General features: G+C 44.1%; 25 protein-coding genes. All 25 read right to left on the minus strand.

Features of this window, described 5'->3' with window-relative positions; all coding sequences use genetic code 11:
* Positions 1-30: 30 nt before the first annotated feature.
* Positions 31-627 (minus strand): dipicolinate synthase subunit B, encoded by a 597-nt coding sequence (locus tag HOP45_RS08010; protein ID WP_181348663.1) that lies wholly within the window; start codon positions 625-627, stop codon positions 31-33.
* Positions 624-1,520, minus strand: coding sequence for a dipicolinic acid synthetase subunit A (gene dpaA, locus HOP45_RS08015; protein ID WP_181348665.1), 897 nt, complete (start codon positions 1,518-1,520; stop codon positions 624-626). Before dpaA ends, HOP45_RS08010 begins: the two co-directional genes overlap by 4 nt.
* 126 nt (positions 1,521-1,646) lie before the next feature.
* A complete protein-coding gene (locus HOP45_RS08020) occupies positions 1,647-1,898 on the minus strand; it encodes a YlmC/YmxH family sporulation protein (protein WP_181348667.1) in 252 nt (83 codons plus the stop codon).
* Between the two features lie 15 nt (positions 1,899-1,913).
* Entirely contained in the window at positions 1,914-2,840 is a 927-nt protein-coding gene (locus HOP45_RS08025) for a polysaccharide deacetylase family protein (protein ID WP_181348669.1), read from the minus strand.
* 209 nt (positions 2,841-3,049) lie between these two features.
* Positions 3,050-5,179, minus strand: coding sequence for a polyribonucleotide nucleotidyltransferase (gene pnp / locus HOP45_RS08030; RefSeq protein ID WP_181348671.1), 2,130 nt, complete (start codon positions 5,177-5,179; stop codon positions 3,050-3,052).
* 122 nt (positions 5,180-5,301) lie between these two features.
* Entirely contained in the window at positions 5,302-5,571 is a 270-nt protein-coding gene (gene rpsO / locus HOP45_RS08035; RefSeq protein ID WP_181348673.1) for a 30S ribosomal protein S15, read from the minus strand.
* Between the two features lie 119 nt (positions 5,572-5,690).
* Positions 5,691-6,638, minus strand: a complete 948-nt coding sequence (locus HOP45_RS08040; protein ID WP_181348674.1) for a bifunctional riboflavin kinase/FAD synthetase — start codon at positions 6,636-6,638, stop codon at positions 5,691-5,693.
* Between the two features lie 49 nt (positions 6,639-6,687).
* Positions 6,688-7,596 carry a tRNA pseudouridine(55) synthase TruB gene (gene truB / locus HOP45_RS08045; RefSeq protein WP_370457981.1) on the minus strand — a complete coding sequence of 303 codons (909 nt, stop codon included), beginning with the start codon at positions 7,594-7,596 and terminating at the stop codon, positions 6,688-6,690.
* A gap of 70 nt (positions 7,597-7,666) precedes the next feature.
* Positions 7,667-8,020 carry a 30S ribosome-binding factor RbfA gene (gene rbfA / locus HOP45_RS08050; RefSeq protein WP_181348676.1) on the minus strand — a complete coding sequence of 118 codons (354 nt, stop codon included), beginning with the start codon at positions 8,018-8,020 and terminating at the stop codon, positions 7,667-7,669.
* A gap of 30 nt (positions 8,021-8,050) precedes the next feature.
* Complete coding sequence (locus HOP45_RS08055; protein WP_181348678.1) at positions 8,051-8,329, minus strand: DUF503 domain-containing protein; 279 nt, start codon at positions 8,327-8,329, stop codon at positions 8,051-8,053.
* Positions 8,326-10,458 carry a translation initiation factor IF-2 gene (gene infB, locus HOP45_RS08060; protein ID WP_181348679.1) on the minus strand — a complete coding sequence of 711 codons (2,133 nt, stop codon included), beginning with the start codon at positions 10,456-10,458 and terminating at the stop codon, positions 8,326-8,328. The genes HOP45_RS08055 and infB overlap by 4 nt, the downstream gene beginning before the upstream one ends.
* Positions 10,459-10,474: 16 nt before the next feature.
* On the minus strand, positions 10,475-10,777 hold the full coding sequence (locus HOP45_RS08065; protein ID WP_181348681.1) for a L7Ae/L30e/S12e/Gadd45 family ribosomal protein: 303 nt from the start codon (positions 10,775-10,777) through the stop codon (positions 10,475-10,477).
* A gap of 2 nt (positions 10,778-10,779) precedes the next feature.
* Entirely contained in the window at positions 10,780-11,046 is a 267-nt protein-coding gene (gene rnpM / locus HOP45_RS08070; protein ID WP_181348683.1) for an RNase P modulator RnpM, read from the minus strand.
* Between the two features lie 21 nt (positions 11,047-11,067).
* Positions 11,068-12,165, minus strand: coding sequence for a transcription termination factor NusA (nusA, locus tag HOP45_RS08075; RefSeq protein ID WP_181348684.1), 1,098 nt, complete (start codon positions 12,163-12,165; stop codon positions 11,068-11,070).
* A 14-nt stretch (positions 12,166-12,179) separates the two neighbouring features.
* On the minus strand, positions 12,180-12,653 hold the full coding sequence (rimP, locus tag HOP45_RS08080; RefSeq protein ID WP_181348686.1) for a ribosome maturation factor RimP: 474 nt from the start codon (positions 12,651-12,653) through the stop codon (positions 12,180-12,182).
* Positions 12,654-12,937: 284 nt separating this feature from the next.
* Positions 12,938-17,230: a PolC-type DNA polymerase III gene (locus HOP45_RS08085; protein WP_181348689.1), complete on the minus strand. Its 4,293-nt coding sequence runs from the start codon at positions 17,228-17,230 to the stop codon at positions 12,938-12,940.
* A 115-nt stretch (positions 17,231-17,345) separates the two neighbouring features.
* Positions 17,346-19,049 (minus strand): proline--tRNA ligase, encoded by a 1,704-nt coding sequence (locus HOP45_RS08090; RefSeq protein ID WP_181348691.1) that lies wholly within the window; start codon positions 19,047-19,049, stop codon positions 17,346-17,348.
* 113 nt (positions 19,050-19,162) lie between these two features.
* Positions 19,163-20,419 (minus strand): RIP metalloprotease RseP, encoded by a 1,257-nt coding sequence (rseP, locus tag HOP45_RS08095; protein ID WP_181348693.1) that lies wholly within the window; start codon positions 20,417-20,419, stop codon positions 19,163-19,165.
* 16 nt (positions 20,420-20,435) lie between these two features.
* The gene (gene dxr, locus HOP45_RS08100; RefSeq protein WP_181348694.1) at positions 20,436-21,581 is read right to left on the minus strand and encodes a 1-deoxy-D-xylulose-5-phosphate reductoisomerase; all 1,146 of its coding nucleotides are present in this window, start codon (positions 21,579-21,581) and stop codon (positions 20,436-20,438) included.
* A gap of 21 nt (positions 21,582-21,602) precedes the next feature.
* Entirely contained in the window at positions 21,603-22,394 is a 792-nt protein-coding gene (locus tag HOP45_RS08105) for a phosphatidate cytidylyltransferase (RefSeq protein WP_181348696.1), read from the minus strand.
* A gap of 13 nt (positions 22,395-22,407) precedes the next feature.
* Positions 22,408-23,175, minus strand: coding sequence for an undecaprenyl pyrophosphate synthase (locus HOP45_RS08110; RefSeq protein ID WP_181348698.1), 768 nt, complete (start codon positions 23,173-23,175; stop codon positions 22,408-22,410).
* Positions 23,176-23,354: 179 nt separating this feature from the next.
* Entirely contained in the window at positions 23,355-23,912 is a 558-nt protein-coding gene (frr, locus tag HOP45_RS08115; RefSeq protein ID WP_181348700.1) for a ribosome recycling factor, read from the minus strand.
* A gap of 2 nt (positions 23,913-23,914) precedes the next feature.
* Positions 23,915-24,637, minus strand: coding sequence for a UMP kinase (gene pyrH / locus HOP45_RS08120; protein WP_181348702.1), 723 nt, complete (start codon positions 24,635-24,637; stop codon positions 23,915-23,917).
* Between the two features lie 115 nt (positions 24,638-24,752).
* Positions 24,753-25,637: a translation elongation factor Ts gene (gene tsf, locus HOP45_RS08125; RefSeq protein ID WP_181348704.1), complete on the minus strand. Its 885-nt coding sequence runs from the start codon at positions 25,635-25,637 to the stop codon at positions 24,753-24,755.
* 87 nt (positions 25,638-25,724) lie between these two features.
* Positions 25,725-26,471 (minus strand): 30S ribosomal protein S2, encoded by a 747-nt coding sequence (gene rpsB / locus HOP45_RS08130; protein ID WP_181348706.1) that lies wholly within the window; start codon positions 26,469-26,471, stop codon positions 25,725-25,727.
* Positions 26,472-26,571: the final 100 nt, after the last annotated feature.

Genomic DNA, 26,571 nt, shown 5'->3' on the forward strand with positions numbered 1-26,571 from the left:
TGCTGACACATCTGGTATGAAAATGTCTATTTATTCCGAATAACGTTCAATTAATACAGGTTGTTTCTGTTCTCCCTTTAAGGCAGCAAGGACGGTCTCAGAAATCAGACTCATATCGGAAACGAGTGAAGTCGGCTTCTTATAAGGATTATCCTGACCGTATGGCACAAAGTAAATGTGCTTAGCCGTCATAAGCTTCATAATGTTTACACCATTCAAACCGAGTGCATCATTGGTGGAAATCGCTAAGACGACAGGTTTGCGGTTTCGCAGTGTTGCTTTGGCTGCCATTAATACAGGCGAATCCGTTAATGCGTTAGCCAGTTTGCTGGTAGAATTCCCTGTCATCGGAGCGATGACCATACAATCGACTGGGGTCTTTGGACCTAATGGTTCTGCGTCAGGAATCGTGGAAATTACTTTCTTTCCTGTAATTTCTTCAATTTTATTCACATGGGCAATGGCTTCGCCGAATCGTGTATCCGTCGATTTTACGGTGCTTGAAATGACAGGAATGACATCCGCTCCCATATCCACCAGTTTTTGAAGTTCAGGAAACACCTCATGATACGTACAATGAGAGCCGGTAAATCCAAATCCAATTGTTTTTCCCTCTAATCTCTTCATTGCTCATCATCCTTTCTTTTACTTTCCAATAGTAATTGCAATACGACTGAAGCCAAAATGCGTCCTGCTGATTTTGGCGCAACGATACCCGGTAAACCTGGTGCCAATAACGCCTTGATCCCCCGTTTTTCTGCGTAACGGAAATCCGTACCGCCCGGCTTGGAAGCTAAATCCAATATAAAAGCATGGGATGGCATCTGCTGAATCACTTCTGCAGTGACCACTCTGACTGGAATTGTATTGATTAACACATCACATGTTCCTGTATGGTCGGCTAATTCTGTTAAGTAAAAAGGTGACAGTCCCATTTCTGAAATTCTTGCATAGTCAGCTGATTTCCTAACCCCGACAAAAATAGTCGCTCCCATAGCACTAAACGTACGTGCCGCGGTCATTCCGACACGGCCTAACCCTAAAATAATGATGTTTGATGCGTGAATCGTAAAGTCCGTATGTTGAATGACCATCATCAAGGCCCCTTCAACCGTTGGTACAGAATTATAAATGGCGATATCATCCCGATCCATTAAGGGGATCAGTTCCCGACCAGCCTCTTTACATATGCCATTGAGATAGTCGTTCGAAATCCCTGTGAACACTCTGCAATGTTCAGGGGTCCGTTTTAGCCAATCTGCATCAATTAAGATCTTCTCTTTTGCGAAAACGCCATCAATATAACCTTGATCATCTGTACCAGAAACTGGCAATAAGACGGCGTCAAGGTTCTGCACTATTTCCTCATCCATTTCAAAATGAACGGTTTCAGTAAAGCTGTAATTCAATTGATCAAACCCTGCCAAATAAACTGTGGCATCCCACTCATTCAGCTTGCGTATGATTTCAATCTGTCTAGCATCTCCTCCAAGTACTGCTATGTGGTAACCAGTCAGCATCCTTGATTACTCCTTTGCCACGATATACTTACAATCTCTATGTATCATATGACGCTCACAACAGTTAGTGAGTTGAAAAGCATTAAAAAAAAAGCAGCCTAACCCTTTGTGTGGGGTTAGGCTGCTTTAACCATTGGATTCTGTGCTGGTATGTTGAATGAGAATCATATCCGATCCGATGGTGACAATGTCTTGCCACCTAATGTGATAGCCTTCTTGTGTCGCTTTCATCCCCATCCACTTGTAGGCCGGGATGATCAAGGTTTCCACTTCGCCTGTTTCAGGGTTGATTTCTAAATCAGCTTGCCCTAACATCCCAAGTTTGCTGCCACTTGTTACATCCACGACTTCCTTTTCAGCTAATTGTTTAAAACGCATAAACAACATCCTCTCTTAATGATTCTCTTGCAATAACGTTTCGATGTTGCCAATTTGGTAATCGTCCTGCAGCTGGTCAATTAATGCTTCAAGGCTATCAACGATAACCTGTGTGGGATGCATTAATATAGTGGCGCCAGGATGGATGTTATCCATTACCCGTTTGATCAGGACATCGCGTGTCGGTTTTTTCCAATCTACCGTGTCCACTGTCCATAATATTGTTTCCATCTGTATCTCGTCTGCAATTTCAACTGTTTGTTGGTCATAGCTGCCTGACGGTGGGGCGAACCAGGTGATTTTTTCATCTGTTAAAGCGTACAGGATATCATTGGTTTTCAAAAGCAGTCTTTTCGCCTCAGACGCGGAGAGATCAGACATATCTTGATGGTTATAGCCATGGCTGCCAACCACATGTCCTTCTTCTGCCATAATTTGGACAAGTTCAGCTTGTTCTTCAGCAAACTTCCCATCGACAAAAAAAGTTGCCGAGACATTTTTGGCTTTTAAAATTTTTAATAGATCTGGCACAAATTCCTGGCCCCACGTTACGTTAATCAACAACGAGACCATTTCTTTTTCCGGATGCCCGCGATAAATCGGAGCAGCTGCAAGATCTTTCAATGTTACATCTGGTTTGACCCAGTCATAAACGAGTAGGTTCTTTTGGAACTTTCCTTTGTCTTCCATATTGCGAAATGACTTGTTGATATCCACTTTTCTACCGTAACGTCCGGGGGTTTTTTTCCATACAGGGTCAATGTATGCATTCTCAGGAGCTCGATTATACGTTTTGCTCTTTGATTTGATGGTTAGATAGAGCGGATCCTCCGTGTCACTGGCTGTCACGGCTTCTCGGGCGATAAATGTCACCCACAAGCCTGTCCCAAGCACTACAAGACAGATCACACCAATCATGACGCGCGATAGATTAAGGTTCATTAAAGCCCCCCTCTCTCTTGTCCATTATATGATTGCAACACGTATTTCAGAACCGCGCTGTCCAGGAGAGCAGGTTTAGCCGGGGCTAAAAAGTACCGGGAACCGCTTATTAACCCTTATCACTGAGCATGAAGCTCACACAACCCTACATCCATTAAGCCTGTATAAGGCCATAAAAAAAGAAACTGGCAAACCAGCTTCTTCCTCAATTATTGATGCTCTTGTTCTTGTTTTGCTTTTTCTTGCTTTTCTTCAACCAAGATTGCTTTACGTGATAAGTTGACACGACCTTGATTATCGATTTCTTTCACTTTAACTTTAATGGCATCTCCGATTGAAACGATATCCTCAACTTTTCCGATGCGTTCCTCGGCCATTTCAGAAATATGAACAAGCCCTTCTTTACCTTTAAACAATTCTACGAAGGCACCGAATTTCTCTATCCGTTTCACTTTTCCTTCATAAACTTCGCCGACTTCTACTTCACGGACAATATCCTCAATAATCTTCTTGGCGGATAAGTTCATCTCTTCATTCGTGGAAGAAATAAACACGGTTCCGTCCTGCTCAATATCAATTTTCACACCCGTATCCTCGATGATTTGATTGATTTGTTTTCCGCTCGGCCCGATCACATCTCTGATTTTATCTGCACTTATTTTCATCTTCATGATTTTTGGAGCATGCTGAGATAATCGAGAACGTGTTTCCGGCATTGTCGAAAGCATATGGTCAAGAATATGCATGCGGCCTTTTTTCGCTTGTGATAAAGCGTCTTCCAGAATATTTCGGGATAAGCCTTCGATTTTGATATCCATTTGCAGTGCCGTTACGCCCTGGGCTGTACCAGCTACTTTGAAATCCATATCGCCTAGAAAATCTTCCATGCCTTGAATGTCGGATAAAACCGTATAGTCGTCACCAGATTTCACAAGACCCATGGCAATTCCAGCGACCGGTGCTTTAATCGGCACCCCTGCATCCATCATCGCCAAGGTACTGGCACAAATACTTGCCTGGGAAGTCGAGCCATTAGATTCTAATACTTCAGACACAAGACGAATCGTGTAAGGGAAATCATTTTCAGAAGGAATGACTTGTTCCAAAGCGCGTTCCCCTAATGCTCCATGACCGATTTCTCTGCGTCCTGGTCCCCGAATAGGTCCTGTTTCACCCACTGAGAAATGCGGGAAATTGTAATGGTGCATAAAGCGTTTCGATTCTTCTAAGTCAAGCCCATCCAGAATTTGTACGTCGCCCAATGCACCTAAGGTACAGATGCTTAAAGCTTGCGTTTGACCTCTGGTGAATAGACCAGAACCATGCGTGCGAGGCAAAACTCCGACTCTTGAGGACAAGTGACGAATTTCATCTGGTTTCCTGCCATCAGGACGGACTTTTTCTTTAGTAATCAACCGCCTTACTTCTGTTTTGACGATGTCATCCAATATAGATTTTACTTGCTTGATGGTTTCATCATCAGCTTCCATCTCTTCATAGGATTCGACTATGACATTTTTGGCATTGTCGATGGCTTCCTCACGCAACTTTTTGTCTTCGGTTTGGATGGCCGCTACTAAAGAGGTTGTTGCTTCAGCTTCTACCTTTTCCTTCAATTCCTGCTCTAACGTGAAAAGCTCTACATGCATTTTTTCTTTTCCGACAGCTGCTGCGATCTCTTCCTGGAACGAAACGAGTCGTTTGATTTCTTCATGGCCAAACATGATGCCTTCAAGCATGTCCTCTTCTGGCACCTCTTCTGCTCCAGCTTCGACCATATTGACTGCATCTTTAGTTCCCGCCACCGTTAATTCAATATCGCTTTTTTCCTGTTGCTCAATAGTCGGGTTAATGATGAATTCTCCATCAACACGGCCCACAACTACCCCGGCAATCGGACCTGCAAATGGTATATCAGAGATACTTAAAGCCAGCGATGAGCCGAGCATAGCCGCCATCTCTGAAGAACAATCCTGATCCACACTCATCACGGTTCCAATTACTTGCACGTCGTTTCGATAGCCATCCGGAAACATAGGACGAATGGGCCGGTCGATTAAACGGGAAGCAAGCGTGGCTTTTTCACTAGGACGCCCCTCACGCTTAATGAACCCGCCAGGGATTTTACCAACCGCGTATAGGCGTTCTTCGTAATTGACAGTTAACGGGAAGAACGGCAAATCTTTCGGTTCTTTTGAGCCGGTTGCCGTCGACAATACAGATGTATCACCATAACGAATCATACAAGCACCATTCGCCTGCTTCGCAAATTCGCCTACCTCGACAGAAAGCTCACGCCCCCCGATTTCTATTGAAAATACTTGTTTTTCCTCTGTCATACTGACTAGGACTCCTCTCAAAATCATGTTAATAAACACCAAGAATGTAATTGTCAGTTTACACTCTTATGTATTTATGCATACAGAAAAAGCGGGAATACTCCCGCTTTTTTGTCAATGCATTATCGACGCAAGCCAAGACTTTTAATAAGCTCACGGTAACGCGTAATGTCTTTATTACGCAGGTAGCTCAGTAAATTACGGCGCTTACCTACCATTTTTAACAATCCGCGACGGGAATGGTGATCTTGTTTATGAACACGTAAATGCTCATTCAATTTCACAATCTGTTCCGTCAGGACAGCAATTTGCACTTCTGCAGAACCTGTATCATTTTCATGAGTTTTATACTCATTAATGATTTCGTTCTTGCGATCTTGTGTGATAGCCATCCGTCTACACCTCCTATAACTTATTGAATTCCCATTCCCCTAGCTGACGTCGGAGTTACGAGCAGCCAAGCGAAGGTTCCGTAATTAAGGGTACAATTTTTGCACGCAAAATGCAAGAGTCAGCTTTCTTGCTGAACAAAAAATTCTCTGACGTCTTTTTCATCTTGATACAAATGGCTGAGTAGGTCATCGATTCCCGCAAATTTTCGTTCTTCGCGAATAAACCTGTGCCATCTGACCGCCATTGTTTTTCCATATACCGTCTGGTCAAAGTCAAAGATATGGACTTCTAAAAGCGGCTTTTCCATATCATCATGAAATGTAGGCTTATAGCCGAAGTTCGCCATGCCTTTCAACCATCGTCCATTTACATTTACCTCAACCGCATAAACGCCGACTTTAGGTAAATAGTAATGCTCTGCAATTTTGATATTAGCGGTAGGAAAACCGATGGTCCTCCCCCGTTTCTCACCCTCAATTACTTGGCCGGTTACTGTATACAAGCGTCCCAAAAGTTCGGAGGCTTTCTGGACGTCACCGTTATCGAGCAACGCCCTGATTCGCGTTGAACTGATCTTCTCATCATCCTCAGACACTTGCGATATCACGGTGTGGCTAATAGCGCCACTGGCATACTCTGGTAAATCGTCCATGCGCCCTTTCCCTTTATGACCAAAACTAAAATCAAATCCCGCCACCACATGCTTCATATTTAAGTCCAGAAAGAAATGATCAACAAAGTGTTGAGGACTAAGTTGGGCCAACGCTTCATCAAATTTGACAACCCACAGATAATCAACCCCCATCTCAGCAAGAATCTGTCGCTTTTCTTCTATCGGGGTGATGTAGTGTACGTGGCCTTCATCTTTACTTAGCACAACAGAAGGATGGGGCGAAAATGTCATGACAGCACTCTTCATTCCCCTCTCCTTAGCTATAGAAATCGCGGATTGAATCACATGCTGGTGGCCTTTGTGAACACCATCAAAAAAACCGACAGCCGTGACATTCTCTTCAAACTGTAGCTTATCAAAGTTATGAGGATAGGATAATTCAATTACTTTCAACTTGTTCACCTACTTTTATAACCATTAATCAAACCAAGAGGAGAAGACCTCAAAAAACACGCACGGGCTTAATTTTTCCTGCCTTTTCGGGATGGGGCATATAAATAGCTACGGCTTCCTGGCGATAACATATGACGAATTCTTCCGTTCTGAATGGCCGATCAGGAGCTGAAAGCACCCGTCCATGTGCGACCATCTCTTTGGTAGCCGCATCGACTTCCCATGTGTCAAGGTGTCCAATCCCCCTCATTAAAGGGAGAAGAAATTGACTGGGTGATTGATTATCAATCATCTCGGCTAACTGATCAAAATGATAGCAGTCTTCTTTCGCTATATTCCCTGTTTGGGTTCGAACTAAATCAGACATATGGGCCGGAAATCCAATATCTTGCCCAATTGCTACACATAGTGTTCGAATATATGTACCCTTTGAGCATATAACTCGAAAGGAGAATGTGATTTGTCCGTCTGATTTCCTGACAGGATCACTCAACAAGTCAATTGCATATATGCTTGCTTGTCGAACAGGCCGCTCTACTGTTTCACCAGCCCGCGCGTATTCATAAAGTTTTCTGCCCTTTACTTTCACAGCAGAATACATCGGCGGTACTTGTTCGATATGACCTGTAAATGTTCTTAAACTTTCTAATAGTTGATCACGTGAAGGGATGCTGTCGATCGTCACTTCCTCAACAACTTGGCCATAGCTATCTTCAGTTTCGGTCGATTGGCCCAGGGTCACTTCTGCCTCATACGTCTTTTTTGTTTCGGTCAAATAAGGAACAATTTTCGTTGCCCGGCCAATGCACAAAGGCAGAACACCTTCGACTTCCGGATCCAAAGTCCCGGTATGCCCTATCTTTTTAGTATGCAACAGCCTCCGGGCTTTTGCCACACAATCATGTGACGTCATTCCTCTTGGCTTCCATAACGGCAAAATTCCATTCACGTTGTTCACCTCTGTTTCCTCAACTTAAAAACATGAACATGAGGAATCCGTGCAGTTACGAAGGCTGCACGGATTTACATTATTCGTTATCGGACTCATTCAAATCCTTGATAATGGTTTCAATACGATTCCCATGTTCAATGGCTTCATCAAATTCAAACGTAATCTCAGGTGTTTTACGCAAGCGAATTCGCTGCCCTATTTCAGATCGGATAAACCCTTTTGCCTTGGCAAGGCCTACGAGTGTATCCTGCTTTTGCTTATCATCGCCTAAGACCGATATAAAGACTTTAGCTTGTTGGAGGTCGCCCGTCACCTTTACATCCGTGACCGTCACAAATCCAATACGGGGATCTTTAATTTTTTTGCTGATGATATCGCTGAGCTCTTTTTTCATTTGTTCGCCAACTCTATTGGCACGCATATCATTCATTATGATTCACCTCTTTATATAACCCTACCGTTAATACCATTCAAAATCGGTCCGTGTCCGCTCGATTTCCGGAAACGAATCAATCAATTCAAGTGTTTGCATGATCGCTTGCTCGGCACGGACGCTATCATTTGAAATGGTCACGATCCCCAAAAGGGTCCGCTGCCATAAGTTTTGAAAATCCAATTCGCTTACGGCTACGTTATGGTCATTTTGAATCCTGGCCTTGATTCGTTTTACAACAGACCGTTTATCCTTTAAGGATTGAGCCTCATAAATGATGGCCTCAACTTCCGCAGCAAAAATCATGTCCGTTCAATTTCCTCCATGACAAATGCTTCAATGATGTCGCCTTCCTTGATATCATTGAAATTCTTCACGGTAATACCACATTCATATCCTTGCTGAACCTCTTTCGTATCATCTTTATAACGCTTCAAGGAATCCAGTTCCCCTTCGAATAAGACGACACCATCCCTGATCACTCTGATACTGGAATTACGTGTAATTTTGCCATCTGTGACATATGATCCGGCAATTGTACCGATTTTGGAAACCTTGAATATTTCGCGTACTTCAGCTTGCCCGATTGTCTTTTCTTCGTATTCCGGATCCAGCATACCCTTCATCGCTGCTTCAATTTCTTCCATCACTTTATAAATGATCCGATGAAGGCGAATTTCTACTTTTTCAGATTCTGCTGCTTTTTTAGCATTCCCATCCGGACGTACATTGAACCCGATAATGATGGCATTCGAAGCTGAAGCTAGAGAAACATCCGATTCAGTGATGCCACCGACGCCGGTATGAATAATCTTAACTTTAGCGCCCTCTACCTCAATTTTCTGCAAGGATGAGGCTAATGCTTCTACTGAACCTTGGACATCAGCTTTCACGATCAGATTGATTTCTTTGATATCGCCTTGTTTAATTTGATCGAATAAATCATCCAGGCTAACTTTTGAATTGTCACTGCGTCTAGCTTCAATATGCTTCTGCTGACGTGCTTCACCAATCGATCTGGCTTTCTTTTCATCTTCGAACGCAAGGAAACGATCCCCTGCCTGAGGCACATTGTTCAAGCCGGTAATCTCAACAGGCATTGAAGGTGCAGCCGATTTAACACGCTTTCCTAATTCGTTAACCATAGCACGCACGCGCCCAAACGCACTCCCAACGACAATCGGATCCCCTACATTCAGGGTACCATTTTGGACCAGCAGCGTTGCGACTGGGCCGCGGCCTTTATCCAATTGAGCCTCAATTACCGTGCCGTAGGCTTTTCGATCAGGGTTAGCTTGTAATTCTTCCATTTCAGAAACAAGCAGAATCATCTCAATCAATTCATCGATACCCTCGTGCTTTACGGCTGACATATGGACAAATATCGTATCGCCCCCGTATGCCTCCGGTACCAATTCATACTCCATCAACTCTTGCATGACGCGATCAGGATTTGCACCCTCTTTATCCATTTTATTGACGGCAACAATAATCGGTACGCCTGCGGCTTTAGCATGGCTGATTGCTTCCTGTGTTTGCGGCATGACACCGTCATCAGCAGCAACAACTAAAATAGCAATATCGGTTACTTGTGCCCCGCGGGATCTCATGCTTGTGAACGCTGCGTGACCCGGTGTGTCAAGGAAAGTCACTTTTTTACCGTTTTCTTCCACTTGATAAGCGCCAATATGCTGCGTGATGCCACCTGCTTCTCCCTCTGTCACCTTTGTATCACGGATGGAATCAAGCAACGTTGTCTTACCGTGGTCCACGTGCCCCATAATGGTGACAACAGCCGGACGTTCTTTCAGTTTAGCCGGATCATCTTCAGCCGCCATATTTGCAAGATCCGTTTCATCGACGATCTCTTCTTCTTCAACTTTTACGTTGAATTCCTCAGCAATCAATTCGATGGATTCTTTATCCAAATCCTGATTTTTGGTCGCCATAACACCTAGGAACATCAGCTTTTTAATAATTTCAGCCGGCTCCTTATTCAGCTTTTCAGCAAGTTGAGCCACTGTAAGGCTGTCAGTATACGTGATTTTCTCCGGAGTTTGAGCGGATTTCTGCTGGTTTTTGCCACCTTTTCCACCCTTTTTGTTCGGTTGATTCTTTTGATTTTGATTGCGGTTTTGATTTTTCTTTTGCGGATTAGATTTATTGGCGTTTCCTTGTGGTTTCTTGCTATTTTTCTGCTGGGATTGGGCGCCTGATTGGTTTGAGTTTTGTTGAGCTGCCCCATTTTGCTGCGTATTGTTTCCTTTTTGTTCAGCTGACGGTTTAAACGCTCCGTCAAGCTTCCCTTTCGTGTCCTCTGAGATGGTCGCCATGTGGTTGGAGACCGACACGTTCATTTCATTCAGTTTATTGAGAACTTGTTTACTGGACAAGCTATTTTGTTTGGCATATTCATATACGCGCATCTTACTCATATTGTCACCCCCGAATTTATTCATCGAGCAACGATTGCAATTTTGTCGCAAATCCTTTATCCAGAATTGCGATCGCGACTCTCCCTGTTTTTCCGATAGAAGCTGATAGCGTCTCGCGATCCGCCACTTCGTAACAGGGTATGGCATAAAAGCTGCATTTATCTTTCAGCTTTTTAGCAGTGCGGAAACCAGTATCATTCGCAATGACTACCAGTTTCGCGCGTTTATTCTTGATATCATTTAGGATTGCGTCTTCACCCAGGGAACACTTGCCTGCACGAAAAGCAAGTCCTATTAAACTCAAATAGGAAGATGTCATGGTTATTCTTCAACTATCTGTTTCAGCTGGTCATAAATCTCAGAACCAACTTTCGTATTCAAATGGCGACTCAAAATGTCTTGATCTTCTGCCATATCGATGACACTCCGATCCTTGGAGAGATAAGCCCCCCTGCCATTCTTTTTCCCGGTTTCATCGACAAATACGTCACCGTCTTGATTCTTTACGATTCGAATCAATTGCTGCTTCGGCTTCATTTCCCTCGTGGCGACACATTTACGCAACGGTGTCTTTTTGGTGCGTGCCATCTGTAACCCTCCTTATTCAAATCAATCTTCTTCGAGATCAGAATAAGCTACTTCTTCATCGTCATCTTCAGATAATAATCCTTCTTCTCTTGCCTCTGATTCACTCTTAATATCAATTTTCCAGCCAGTCAATTTTGCTGCTAATCTGGCATTTTGCCCACGCTTGCCAATCGCAAGGGACAACTGATAGTCAGGTACGACCACTGTTGTTGCCTTATCTTCTTCATCCACGAGTACTTCAACGACTTTGGACGGGCTAAGGGCATTCGATACGTACACCACAGGGTCTTCTGACCATTGAACGATATCAATCTTTTCACCTTTCAACTCATCCACGATGGCCTGGACCCTCTGTCCGCGCTGTCCAACGCAAGAGCCGACCGGATCGATTTCCGGATCAGGTGCGTGCACAGAGATTTTAGAACGGTCACCAGCTTCACGTGCGACAGATCTGATTTCAACTGTTCCATCAAAGATTTCCGGTACTTCCATTTCAAACAAGCGTTTCAATAAGCCGGGATGGGTTCTGGAGACGTAAATATGAGGACCTTTATTCGTATTTTCCACCTTCGTGACAAATACTTTCAACCGATCATGGACATTATACGTTTCTGTCGGCATCTGTTCGCCCTCTGGCAGTCTAGCTTCAATTTTACCGAGATTAACATAGATGAACCGTGGATCCATACGTTGGATGATTCCCGTCATGACATCTTCTTCACGATCCACATATTCGCCGTAAATCACACCTCGTTCAGCTTCACGAACACGCTGGGTCACGACCTGTTTAGCAGCTTGTGCAGCGATACGCCCAAAATCCATCGGCGTCACTTCAACTTCAATTACATCTTCAAGCTCGTAATTCGGATTGATTTGCTTTGCTTCCTCCAACGAAATCTCTTGGTTTTCATCCATCACTTCTTCAACAATCACTTTTCTAGCATACACATGCATACTGCCTGAATCTTCGTTGATATCTACGCGCACATTCGTCGCAGAGTTGAAATTCTTTTTGTATGCTGAAATCAAGGCTGCTTCTAATGCTTCCAATAATAAGCCTTTGTCAATGCCTTTTTCTTTTTCAAGATAATTCATGGCATCAAATAGTTCACTGCTCACCGTTTTTTCCCCCTTTAGTTAAACGTAACGGCCAATCGGGCTTTGGCAATTTTATCATAGGGCACTTCGATTTGCTTCGTTTTTGTTTTGATTTTAAATTCAATGGTAGCCGTATTATTTTCAAATGATACGAGGTCACCTTCAAATTCTTTTTCTCCATCAATGTGCTCATACAGTTTGATATACACATGTTCTCCAATATGGCTTAAGAAATCTTCTGGTTTTTTCAATGGTCTCTCAGCTCCAGGAGAGGATACTTCAAGAAAGTAAGGGAAGTTGATCGGGTCGTGTTCGTCTAACTTCTCACTTAATTGTTCAGAAACACGGCCGCATTCTTCGATATCTACTCCGCCGGGTTTGTCAACGTAAACACGAAGATACCAATTTTTCCCTTCATGTTTGTACTCGACCTCTACAAGTTCGAGATTCATATCTTCTAGTATTGGCCGTGCCAGATCTTCCGTGACTTTAATGACTTCTTGGCTCATATCCATCCCTCCTTTTTCCATAGTATTTCATAAATTGGCATATTCTATCATTCATCGCACAAGACGAAAATAAGTAACGGACATAAATACCGCACTACAATGAATGTAGTGCGTGACTGGTCAAAAATTCCCCGCGTAATCGTGGTTGAAACATGTAGAATTAATGCTAGAGATAAGACGAAAGAGTGGGTTGCCCCACTCTTTCGCACGTCACGTATCAATTATCTCACCATAGAGAATATACCATAGTTGCCTTATTATTGCAACAAAGCTTCAATCTGGCACTAGAACAAGGAAAGCTGGTTCTCATCAGGCATCCCTTCGAGGCAGCCATGATGATCCAAATACTCTAACACGGTTTTGGAAATCCGACTGCGTTCTCTTAAATCCTGCTTGGAGAGAAATTCTCCGTCTTGCCGCACATTCTCAATGTTAATAGCAGCGTTAGTGCCAAGTCCATCCACAGCGTTAAACGGCGGAATAAGGGAATTTCCATCCACTACAAATTCAGATGCCGTCGAACGGTACAAATCAACTCGTTGAAAAGCATACCCACGTTCACACATTTCCAAACTTAATTCGAGTACAGTAAGCAGGCTTTTTTCTTTCGGAGGTGCATCCAAACCTTTCCCTTGAATCTCAACGATGCGGTTTCGAATGGCATCAGATCCCTCGACCATGGTCTCTAGTTCAAAATCACTGGCTCTTACTGTAAAGTATGCCGCGTAAAAATAAATCGGGTAATGCACTTTGAAATAGGCAATCCGTACAGCCATTAAGACATAGGCAGCAGCGTGGGCCTTAGGGAACATGTACTTAATCTTTTTACACGATTCAATATACCAATCCGGCACGCCGTGATTTTTCATCTCTGCAATCCAATCATCCTGAAGGCCGCGCCCTTTTCGGACAAATTCCATGATTTTAAACGCCAAAGCCGGTTCCAAACCTCGATGGAGTAAGTACACCATGATGTCATCCCGGCAACCAATCACTTCCGGTAATGTGCATATACCATCATTGATCAGCTGTTCCGCGTTACCAAGCCAGACATCTGTGCCGTGGGACAATCCAGAGATGATCACAAGTTCTGCAAATGTTTTAGGTTTGGTGTCTTCGAGCATCTGTCTAACGAAACGCGTGCCGAATTCAGGGACACCGAGCGTACCGGTTTTACACATGATTTGCTCAGGTGTGACGCCGAGCGCCTCGGGACCGCTGAATATTTTCATGACTTCGGGGTCATCCACCGGAATTTCTTTTTGATCAATGCCACTTAAATCTTGCAACATTCTGATCACCGTTGGATCATCATGACCGAGAATATCAAGTTTTAATAAGTTATCATGGATAGAATGAAAGTCAAAGTGCGTCGTTTTCCAATCCGATTTCGTATCATCAGCCGGAAATTGAATCGGAGAAAAATCATATATTTCCTTATCATCAGGTACAACGATAATCCCGCCGGGGTGCTGTCCAGTGGTGCGTTTTACTCCGGTGCAGCCTTGAACCAGCCGATCGACCTCTGCGTTTTTGTACTGAAGTTGATGATCCCCAGCATATCCTTTCACAAATCCGTATGCCGTTTTTTCAGCGACTGTGCCGATCGTTCCTGCACGGAACACTTTTTCTTCGCCAAATAACTCTTTTGTATAATTGTGCGCGATTGGCTGATATTCGCCGGAAAAGTTCAAATCGATATCGGGAACTTTATCACCTTTGAACCCGAGGAAGGTTTCAAACGGAATATCCTGGCCATCTTTATTGAATGCTTCCCCACATTTCGGACAATCCTTTTCGGGAAGATCGAACCCACTGCCGACAGAGCCATCATTGAAAAATTCATGATACTTGCATGATGGACAAACATAATGCGGCGGAAGAGGGTTAACCTCTGTAATGTTGGTCATTGTGGCCACAAATGATGAACCGACCGAACCACGCGATCCTACCAGATAACCATCTTCAAGCGACTTGGTTACCAGCTTTTGAGAAATCAAATAGATGACAGCAAACCCATGCCCGATAATACTCTCCAGTTCCTTCTCGAGGCGGTCTGAAACAAGTTCGGGTACCGGGGAGCCATAGAGCGACTCTGCTTTCCGATAAGACATATTACGGATTTCTTCATCCGCGCCTTCAATATTTGGCGTATAAAGCTCATCACTGACAGGAACGACTTTGTCGATGCTCTCGTTTAAAGCATGTGGATTCGCCACCACCACTTGGTAGGCCGTATCCTCACCCAGAAAGCTGAAAGCGCTCAGCATGTCGTTGGTCGTTTTAAAGTGGACCTCAGGCAGGGTTTGACGGTTCAACGGATTGCCGCTCTGGGAAGCAATCAGTATTTCCCGATATTTTTTTTCATGAGGATCCAGATAATGGGTGTTCCCTGTAGCCACGACTTTCTTATTGAGTTTCTCAGCAAGCTGAACTAATTTTTTCAGAATGTCATAGATTTGCGCTTCACTCTGGACCAGTTCTTTTTCCAATAAATGAGCATAATTCCCCGGGGGTTGAATTTCAATGTAGTCGTAGAATCCAGCCACTTTTTCAGCTTCTTCTGCCGACTTTTGCATCATGGTTTCAAACAATTCCCCTTTGTCACATCCTGAACCGATCAGAATGCCTTCTCTTAATTTGGAGAGTTTCGATCGCGGTATTCTCGGCACGCGGTAAAAATAATTGACATGTGCTTCGGACACAAGTTTATAAATATTTTTTAACCCTTGTTCACTTGTGGCCAACAACGTGCAGTGAGAAGGACGTGAGCGCTGATAAGCTTTTCCTTCTCCCATGTAGTCATTGAGGCGTAAGTGGTTATCAATTCCACGCTCCATCGCACGCTTAACCAATTTCCATAGTAAATACCCTGTCGCTTCAGCATCATAGATAGCGCGGTGGTGCTGTGTCAATTCAATATCAAAGTGCTTACACAGCGTATTGAGGCGATGGTTTTTTAACTCTGGTACGAGAAAACGGGCTAATTCCAACGTATCAATAACCGGATTTGTCGCTTTTCCGATGCCAATCTGTTTAAAACCTGCATTCAAAAATCCCATATCGAAACTGGCGTTATGGGCAACAAGAATGCCATCTTCCATCCACGTGTTAAAATCCTCCAGGACATCACCAATCTCAGGTGCATCTTTTACCATGTCATCCGTAATCCCGGTCAGTTCAATCGTCGTTTGAGATAGCGGATGATGGGGATTGGCAAACGACTCGAAGCGGTCGATGATTTCTCCCTGTTTAATTTTGACAGCGGCCAATTCGATGATTTTATCATAGACGGCTGAAAGGCCCGTCGTTTCAACGTCATATACAATATACTCGGCATCCTCGAGGTTGCGATCCTGCTCTTCGTACGCAATGGGAACACCGTCATCGACGAGATTAGCTTCCACTCCGTATATGACTTTCACACCATGCTTCTCTCCTGCAGCATGTGCGTCTGGGTAAGCCTGAACGACGGCATGATCGGTAATAGCGATCGCTTCATGCCCCCATTTTCCGGCACGTTCAATTAAACGCTCAGGAGATACAGGTGCATCCATCTGACTCATCGTCGTATGAGCATGAAGCTCAATCCGTTTAGCACCTTCCTTGGCATCATCCATACGCATTCTGGGCTTCACTTCATTGATATCATTAGCCATCATCGTCAGTTCACTCGTGAAGTTATCGGTTTGGATGCTTCCTCTTGCTTTAATCCACATCCCCTCAGAGACGGCCTGGAACTGCGGAGCGTGATCATCACCTCGGGAAAACATTTTGATGGAAAAGGAGTCCGTATAATCCGTTGCTTTAATCAACAGCAAATGCCTTCCGGAACGGAGCTCTTTTACGTCCACTTCAAATATGTAGCCTTGAATGATCATTCTGCGCTCTTCTTCTTCGATCGCCTCCATCGCAACAGGGTCTTCTTGGATACGATACCCTATTTCGATTGGTCCCTGATGAGATTGCTCCTCTTTCTGCTTCGCTTTTTCTTCCTGTTCTTTTACAGCCTGCTGAACAAACTGCTGATCTTCTTTTTGCCTTTGCTCCTGGAATTTTTGTAATTGTTCTTTTTCTTCTTTGACGCGGGTCACAAGGGTATAAGCAGGCAGGCCGAGCTTGTGACAGTAATGCGAAAACGGATCCAATAGGCGTTTTTTGACCGCAACGCTTTCTGCTTCATTCCGACAGGTTAACATAATGCGATTACCGTCAATTTCCGGTTTTTGTTCATGCAATAGATCTTTATACGCTGGGGACAATTGTTCCAGTGTTTGAATAAATAACCCCCAGTAATCGCAAACGTCATCTTCTGCCAGCTTTTTGCTGTCCGTATAAAAGGTCCAATCCACCGTTGCTATATCTTTAAATGCTTCTTGTAAGTTCGCAGTAAAGAGTTGATAGACAGAGGGTGGCAAGGCTTTTTGAATGTTAAAGTGAAAATGCCACTTCTTTTCTAATTTATAGATGTCCAATTGCTGCAGTGAACTGTCTTGAAAATGAGCTGTCTTCAATTCTTCTGGGAGCTGAATTTGCTCCAATAATAATTCCATTTTTTCATGGTTCGTCACACCCACTGTGATTCCTCCCCAATTCCTCTCGCGTTCAGTTGGTCTTTTTTCGACAAACGAATACCCTTGCTTCTTACTTTAGCAAGGGTATTCGTTTACCGCAAGATACCTTTTTCTTATATCAGGTTGAAAGCAATGTCTGTACATGGTCGATGATGTCGTGTTGCTCGTGTTCTGATTGATCCCCCGTCGCCCGCACTTTGAATTCCACAAGTCCATCACCGGCTCTTTTACCGACTGTGATACGAAGCGGAATACCGATTAAGTCACTGTCGGCAAATTTGACACCTGCTCGTTCTTTACGGTCATCATACAATACATCTATTCCTGATGCTTGTAACGATTGATACAAATCATCTGCAAGCAACTTCTGCTCCTCTTTTTTAGGGTTCATCGACAAGAGATGAACCTGATAAGGCGCCAGATTCATCGGCCACGTTATGCCGTTATCATCATGATACTGCTCAACAATGGATGCCAGGGTGCGGGAGATACCAATACCATAGCAGCCCATGAGCATGGTATTCGATTTACCTTGAGCATCTAAATAAGAGGCATTCATCCGTTCAGCATAGAACGACCCCAATTTAAATACATGCCCGACTTCTATCCCTCTTGCAAACTGAATGATGCCTTCCCCATCAGGAGACGGATCACCTTCTTTTATGAACCGCAAGTCTGCGTATGCCGACACTTTAAAATCGCGTCCAGGTGTTACATTGATATAATGATACCCTTCTTCATTTGCACCGCACGAGACATTAACTAAGGACTCTACGGCCATATCGGCTATTACTTCCACGTCCTCGTTTACATCGACAGGGCCAAGCGAACCAAATCCTGAACCTATGACGCGCCGTGTATCTTCTTCAGATGCTAGATCAATCAAACTGGCATCATAATAATTCTTCAATTTCACATCATTCACTTCATGATCCCCTCGCGTAATGACCATGACAAATGAACCGTCAATGTTGAACATGATAGACTTTAACCCTTTGTGCAGATCATGGCCTAAGTAATCCGCTACCTCCTGCATGGTTTTTTGCTCAGGGGTCGCCACCTTTTCCATCGGGCGGGATGTTTCCTGAGTCGCCTCGTGTTGTGTGATGACCGGGGCCATTTCCACGTTTGCTGCATAAGACGATGAGTCCGAATAAGCGATGACATCTTCTCCGACCTCAGACAACACCATAAACTCGTGGGTATCCTTGCCTCCCATGGCGCCCGAGTCTGCAATAACAGCACGGAAATTCAGCCCGCACCGACGGAATATGTTCGAGTAGGCGTCATACATCCGCTGGTAACTTTCGTCCAGACTTTCGTAAGACTCGTGAAAGGAATAGGCATCCTTCATCAAAAATTCACGACCACGCAATAGCCCAAAACGGGGCCGTTTTTCATCACGGAATTTATTTTGGATCTGAAATACGGTCAAGGGGAGTTTTTTATAGCTCTTGATCTCATCTCGGACAATGCTCGTCACCACTTCTTCATGCGTAGCGCCTAACGCAAATTCTCTTTCATGGCGATCGTGCAGCCGCATCAGTTCAGGTCCGAACGTGTCCCACCGACCTGTCTCTTTCCAAAGTTCGGAAGGCTGCATGGCAGCCATGAGCATTTCTTGCGCCCCGGCCCGATCCATTTCTTCTCTCACAATCGCTTCCACTTTTTTTAATACACGATTTCCCAAAGGCAAGAAACTGTAAATACCGGACGCGATCTGACGTATGTAACCCGCCCGGACTAACAGCTGATGACTTTTAATTTCTGCATCAGTCGGATTTTCTTTTAAAGTCGGTAACAGCATTTCACTTTGCTTCATTCCTTACACCTCAATTCATGTACTATAGGGAGAGCTATTACACATATTGTAAGCCCCCTTAATTAAAAACTGGAAGTAAAGTAATGCACCATTCTTTACTTCCAGATGTAAGCTCATAAAAACAAGCGTTGTATATCATTCCAGGTTACAACGAGCATCAGTAACATCAATAGCGCAAACCCGATAAAGTGTACGATGCCTTCTTTTTGCGGATCAATGGGTTTGCCTCTTATCCCTTCAAGTCCGACGAATAACAGTCGGCCGCCATCTAGTGCCGGTAGTGGGAGTAGATTGATGATACCAAGATTCACACTCAATATGGCTGTCCACATCATAAAGTTCGTGAAGCCTGTCTGCACGATGCGATCCGTCGTATCATAAATCCCGACAGGGCCCGAGAGCATATCTAGCGAGAACTGCCCGGTCACAAGTTTACCCAGATTGACTAAGATGAGCTGCCCCCATTCATACGTTTGGGTAAAACCGTATTGCGTCGTCTTTAAGAACGATTCTTCAAAAGCTCGTTCGACGCCGATCCTCACCGTCGTCACATCCTGTGCCTCCACCGATTCGGGCGTAACACTCAGCGATTGCTCAGCACCGTCCCTCAATACAACCACACTTAATTGTTCATCAGGATGGTCTCTGATTATAGTGGTAAACTCTTCCCAGCTGGCAACACTTTCACCTTCTATGGACACGACTTCATCGCCTGCTTGGAAACCTGCCGCTTCAGCAGGAGAGTTTTCCACGATATCCCCCATCTTCGCTTCTTCCACAGGAACACCTTGAATAAGTCCTAAGATGAAGAAAAGCACCACGGCAAGAACAAAGTTCATGAGAGGCCCTGCAAAAAGCTGCATGGCCCGCTGCGGAACTGATTTAGAAGCAAACTGTCGGTTGAATGGCGCAATTTGTGTTTCTTTTTCGTCCATGACGAACAATGCTTTAGGGTCCACTTCAAAACCGAGCTTTTCATCCTCATCAACTTCATATCCTTCAATGACGAGGCGGTGATCCAAATCAGCATGTTCCACTTCAATCACTCTTGCCTGGGGATGTTTTGATTTGTTATTGACGATAATACGATTCACTTTGCCGCTTTCATTGAATTCCAGCCCCACATGATGGCCAGGCTTAAGCTCAATGATTTCCGGATCTTCCCCTGCGACTCTGACATACCCCCCGATCGGGAGCAGCCTGATGGTATAAAGCGTTTCGTTTTTCATAAATGAAAAGATTTTAGGACCAAAACCTATAGCAAATTCACGCGCAAGCATGCCGGCTCGCTTAGCAAATATGAGATGCCCCCACTCATGAACAAAGACGAGCAGTCCAAACATGAGTATAAATGCGATCACTGTTGTCAAATGAAGCACCTTCCTTTTAATTTATATAGGACTTTATCTGCTGCCTAGTAACTTGATCGATATGCAGGATGGTCTCAAGATCTGGTTGTTCGATGCGATTGTGATTCGATAATGCGTCTTCGATAAAGTCTTCGATTTGCAGAAACGTAATTTTACCCTGCAAAAACAGCTGCACCGCTTCCTCATTCGCGGCATTAAGGACAGTCGGCATCGAGCCTCCTTCCCTGCCAGCCTCGAATGCCATACGTAAGCAAGGGAAACGGGCAAAATCCATTTTTTCAAAGTTCAAGGTCGCAATTTCCTCTAATTGAAGTCTTTTTGTCGTCGGAAGTTCAAAACGACCAGGATATGTCAAAGCATACTGGATCGGCACTTTCATATCCGGGGTCCCCAGTTGGGCAATTACATTTCCGTCAACATACTCGACCATAGAATGGATGACACTTTCTCTATGAAGAATAACATGTATTTTCTCATAAGGCACGCCAAAAAGCCAATGTGCTTCAATGACTTCTAATCCTTTGTTCATCATCGAAGCCGAATCCACCGTAATTTTAGCCCCCATGCTCCAGTTTGGATGATTCAAGGCATCTTCAACCGTCACATCAGCAAGTTGGTCTCTTGTCTTGTCACGAAAGCTTCCGCCAGAGGCGGTGATCATCAGCTGATCAATATGATGATGCATTTCCCCATTCAATGCTTGATGAATAGCAGAATGCTCGCTGTCTACCGGAAGCAGAGAGACATTATGTTTTCGAGCAGCTTCCATAACAAGATGGCCTGCTGTCACAAGCGTTTCCTTATTTGCAATGGCAATTGTTTTACCTGCTTCAATGGCCTGCAAGGTTGACCGCAGCCCGATACTTCCCATAACAGCATTGACTAAAATATCAACATCTGGATCCGTGCTTGCTTCGATCATCCCCTCGGAACCGGTCAATATCCGCTTGTGGGAGATGAGCCGTTCCAATTCTTTTTTCGTTTGAGGGCTCTGCACGACGATAATGTCAGGTTGAAATTCTTGAATGATCGGAAGGGCTTTATCCACATTTTGCCCAAACGCAAGAGCATGTAACGAAAATTTATCAGGGTGCAGCCTAATGACTTCAAGGGTTTGCATCCCGATTGAGCCGGTAGCCCCGAGTAAACTGATATGCTTCATGAAATCCGCTCCTATGACAAGCTATGTTATAAAATTAATTAAATGCAACAGGGGCAAGATAAAGATCAAACTATCAAAACGATCTAAAACGCCCCCGTGCCCCGGCAGAATATTTCCTGAATCTTTGACTGCGTAATGACGCTTAAACGCTGACTCCACTAAGTCGCCAATCTGCCCAAAAATTGAGACGAATACAGTGACGAGAAGGGTCAGGAAGGTCGAAGCATGGACAGGTTCCACCCATTGAAATATCAAGGCAACCACACATGCCAGGACGATTCCTCCTATGGCTCCTTCGACTGTTTTCTTTGGGCTGATTTTCGGCCATAATTTAGTTTTACCAAACGCCCGGCCGAACAAGTAGGCGCCTGTGTCAGTCGCCCAAACGACGAAGAGGGCATAAAACACATAATGAATCCCTGCCATTTCGGTTTCGATCAAATAATTGAAACCCATCCCGACATAAATGACGGATATAAGCAGAAAGCCTGCATCATCAAATGTGAATTTATTTTTCACTAACACGGTATAACTCAGCAGTAATAAAACGGCCAGCAGGGTGAGCTCTGCTTTTGATATGGCTATTTCCAGCCCTGTAATCAATTGTTGTTCAGGGAGCATTAAACACCACATCAGTACCATTGCGATGATGGAGGACACGGAATAACGCGCAATCTTTTTCATGCGCATTAATTCATATAAGCCTATCGTTGCAAGTGTATACACAAATACTTGAAATGGCGTGCCTCCAAGTAACACCATTGATAGGATGATGAGGACATAAAATACAGATGATATCGTTCTTTGTTTCATAAGCGTTCACACCTTATACCCCGCCGTACCGACGTTTGCGATTTTGGTAATCGTACAGCGCTCTTTCAAACAGCGTCTCATCGAAGTCAGGCCAAAACACGTCTGTGAACCAAAACTCCGCATAAGCGAGCTGCCATAGCAAAAAATTGCTTAAGCGCTGTTCACCGCTTGTTCGAATCAATAAATCGGGTTCGATCAAGTCTGACGTGAACATATGATTTTCAAACAGCGTTTCGTCAATTTGATCGGCTGTCAATTGACCACTCTTCACTTTCACTGAAATCTGCTTTACTGCCTCGACCATTTCGTACCTGCTCCCATAATTCAAGGCGAAATTCAGAATAAGCCCATCATTATGCTTCGTACGTTCAATTGCTTCATTTACAGCATGGCGCGTATGTTCAGGCAAAGCATCAACCTCACCGATTGTTTGGACTTGGACATTTTTCTCCAACAGTTCGGGAAGATATGTATTAAGAAAGTCGACAGGCAGCTTCATCAGGAATTCGACCTCTTTTTTCGGCCGCTTCCAATTCTCAGTAGAGAAAGCATACAAGGTCAACACGTTCACACCTAAATCTGAGGCATGCCGTACCACCTTTTTTACCACGTTCATGCCTTCTTTGTGCCCTGCAATTCTGGGCATGCCGCGATTTTTGGCCCAACGGCCATTCCCATCCATGATGATCGCAACATGTTTAGGTAAATGATCACCCTCAAGTCCGATTGGTTGCTCTGTTTTATTCAATTTAGCGTTACGAAATGGAAACTTGATTGGCATGGTTCAATCCTCCAATAGGGATAATCATATATTATTATATACTATTATCGTACATCATGCTGTTATTCACTTAAAGTATCCGTTTGGAAGCATATGTTCTCAGTTCACGTAGAAAAGCCGCGCTGGCAGAACGATGCCGCGCGGCTTTTCTGAATGTAGTCTTCCAGCTAAACGTTAACTTATACTTCCATAATTTCCGACTCTTTATTTTTGGCGAGCTTATCAACTTCATCTACGAACTTATCAGTCTCTTTTTGGACGTCATCCTGGTAAGAACGGAGATCATCCTTCGTGAGATCGCTGTCTTTTTCCAACTTCTTGAGACGGTCATTGCTATCACGACGGATGTTTCGGATCTGGACTTTATATTCTTCAGCATATTTATTGACGACCTTCGTCAAATCCTTGCGTCGCTCTTCAGTCAGAGCCGGAATATTGATACGGATGATGTTGCCGTCACTAGAAGGCGCTACGCCGATGTCAGCTTTCTGGATCGCTTTTTCTATTTCAGAAATAGCTGACTTATCGTACGGTGTGACCACGAGCATCCGCGGTTCCGGAGCAGATACTTGAGCCAGTTGGTTCAACGGAGTAGATGCACCGTAATAATCCACATATATATTGTCTAAAATGTTCGGATTAGCACGACCTGCCCTTACTGTAGCTATCTGCTTTGAAAAAGCCTGGAGCGCTTCATTCATTTTCTGTTTCGTTTCTTTGATTATCGCGTCAGACACTATCATTTCCCCCTAACAATCGTTCCAATATTTTCACCCATGACTGCTTTTTTAATATTACCTTCTTCACCTATAGAGAATACCAATAAATCAATATCATTGTCCATACATAAAGAAGAAGCTGTTGAATCCATAACCCCTAAACCTTCATTTAAAACATCAAGATATGAAAGCTGGTCATATTTTTGGGCATCCTCGTTCAATTTCGGGTCATCCGTGTAGACCCCATCCACGTTATTTTTAGCCATTAAAATAACATCGGCTTCCACTTCCGCAGCGCGCAAGGCCGCTGTTGTATCCGTTGAAAAATAGGGATTTCCAGTGCCTGCAGCAAATATGACGACGCGTTTTTTCTCCAAATGGCGAATCGCTTTACGCCTTATATAAGGCTCAGCCACTTGTCTCATTTCAATTGAGGTTTGCACGCGCGTAGGTATGCCCATGTTTTCCAAGCTGTCCTGAAGCGCCAGGGAATTCATGACTGTTGCAAGCATTCCCATATAATCGGCATTAGCTCGGTCCATTCCCATTTGGCTGCCGACCTTTCCACGCCATATATTACCGCCGCCTACTACAACAGCAACTTCCACACCTAATTCTGCTACTTCTTTTACCTGGCGGGCAATGGATTGAATAACACCGGGTTCTATACCGAACCCATCTTGTCCACATAAAGCTTCACCACTTAATTTTAATACGATGCGACGATATCGAGCATGTGCCATAGTTACCTCCATATATTCACTGTTGAAATAGACGTACATTTTGTTAGAGCATCATTCGCCTATGTAAGGGTTTGAAAATAGGGAACACCATGTGTCCCCTATTTCTCCCTCGCTATTATTCCTTGATTTGACTCATAACTTCTTCAGCAAAGTTATCCTCACGCTTTTCCATTCCTTCGCCTACTTCATAACGGATATACGTTTGGATCGATCCATTGCTGGACTCAAGATATTGCTTCACTTTTTGATCTGGATCTTTTACGAAATTTTGCTCTAGCAAACAAATCTCTTCAAAGAATTTACCGAGACGGCCTTCTACCATTTTTTCAACAATGTTCTCTGGCTTGCCTTCGCTCATTGCTTGTGTTTTAAGCATCTCACGCTCGCTGTTAACCTCTTCTTCCGGTACGTCTTCACGAGAAATGTAACGCGGGCTCACAGCAGCTACGTGCATCGCTACGTCTTTGGCAACCTGTTGGTCTGTCGTACCTTCAATAACGTTAAGTACACCAATGCGGCCGCCCGCATGAAGGTAAGCACCAAACGCATCGTTATCTGTTTTAGTCAAAATAGTAAAACGACGAAGAGAGATCTTTTCTCCAATTTTAGCAATGATGTCTGTGATATAGTCATTCAGTTTCGCGCCTTCACCATGCAGCTTTTGCTCGAGTGCTTCCTCAACCGTTGCCGGCTGGTTTGCAACTAAGTGTTTACCGAGTTCCTGGAGAAGCTGCTTGAATTGATCGTTTTTTGTGACAAAGTCCGTTTCGCAGTTGACTTCGAGAAGCACAGCCGAATTCCCATCCACTTCGATATAAGTGGAGCCTTCAGCTGCTACACGGTCCGCTTTCTTTTGGGCCTTGGAAATGCCTTTTTCGCGCAACCATTCTACTGCTTTCTCCATGTCGCCTTCAGTTTCTGTCAGCGCTTTTTTACAGTCCATCATCCCTGCACCGGTTTTTTCACGTAATTCTTTTACCATTTTTGCGTTTACAGCCATTGTAATGTCCTCCTTAAAATTGGTCACCTTACGTTCTTTAAAAAAGGTGATAAAAGGGTTTCCCTCTTATCACCATTGAAACCTTTCTTACTCTTGTACAGTTCCAGCTTCTATATCAGCTTCTGCTTCTTCAGTCGCAACTTCAGTTTCTTCACCTTGATTGACTTCAAGAATAGCATCAGCCATTTTAGAGGTTAGCAATTTCACTGCGCGAATCGCATCATCGTTTGCCGGAATAACGTAATCAATTTCATCAGGATCGCAGTTGGTATCAACAATTCCGACAATCGGAATGTTCAGTTTATGAGCTTCTGCAATGGCGATACGTTCTTTACGAGGGTCGATCACGAACATTGCATCAGGTAGAGCTTTCATTTCTTTGATGCCGCCTAGGAATTTAACGAGACGATCTTTTTCTTTAAGAAGATCAACGACTTCTTTTTTCGGAAGAACTTCGGCAGTGCCGTCGACTTCCATGCGCTCGATATCCTTCAGACGGTTGATACGTTTACGGATCGTTTGGAAATTGGTCAAGGTTCCACCCAACCAACGCTGGTTGATATAGAACATACCGCAACGTGTCGCTTCATCCCGTACGGTATCCTGAGCTTGTTTCTTCGTACCAACGAACAGGATGCTGCCGCCTTCTTCGGCAATGCTTTTAACGTAATTGTAAGCTTCATCAACCTTTTTAACGGTTTTTTGCAAGTCGATGATGTAAATGCCATTACGCTCTGTGAAGATATACTTCTTCATCTTCGGATTCCAACGACGAGTTTGGTGCCCAAAATGAACACCTGCTTCTAGTAACTGTTTCATAGAAATAACAGACATGTGTGTTTCCTCCTAATAGGTTTTTGTAGTTTCCTCCGGTTCCTTCATCTTCCTCCAGGGACTTCATGTTAAAAGCACCTCCTGGATGAATCCACAACCG

Source organism: Thalassobacillus sp. CUG 92003 (genome assembly GCF_013618635.1).
Taxonomy (GTDB): Bacteria; Bacillota; Bacilli; order Bacillales; family Halobacillaceae; genus CUG-92003.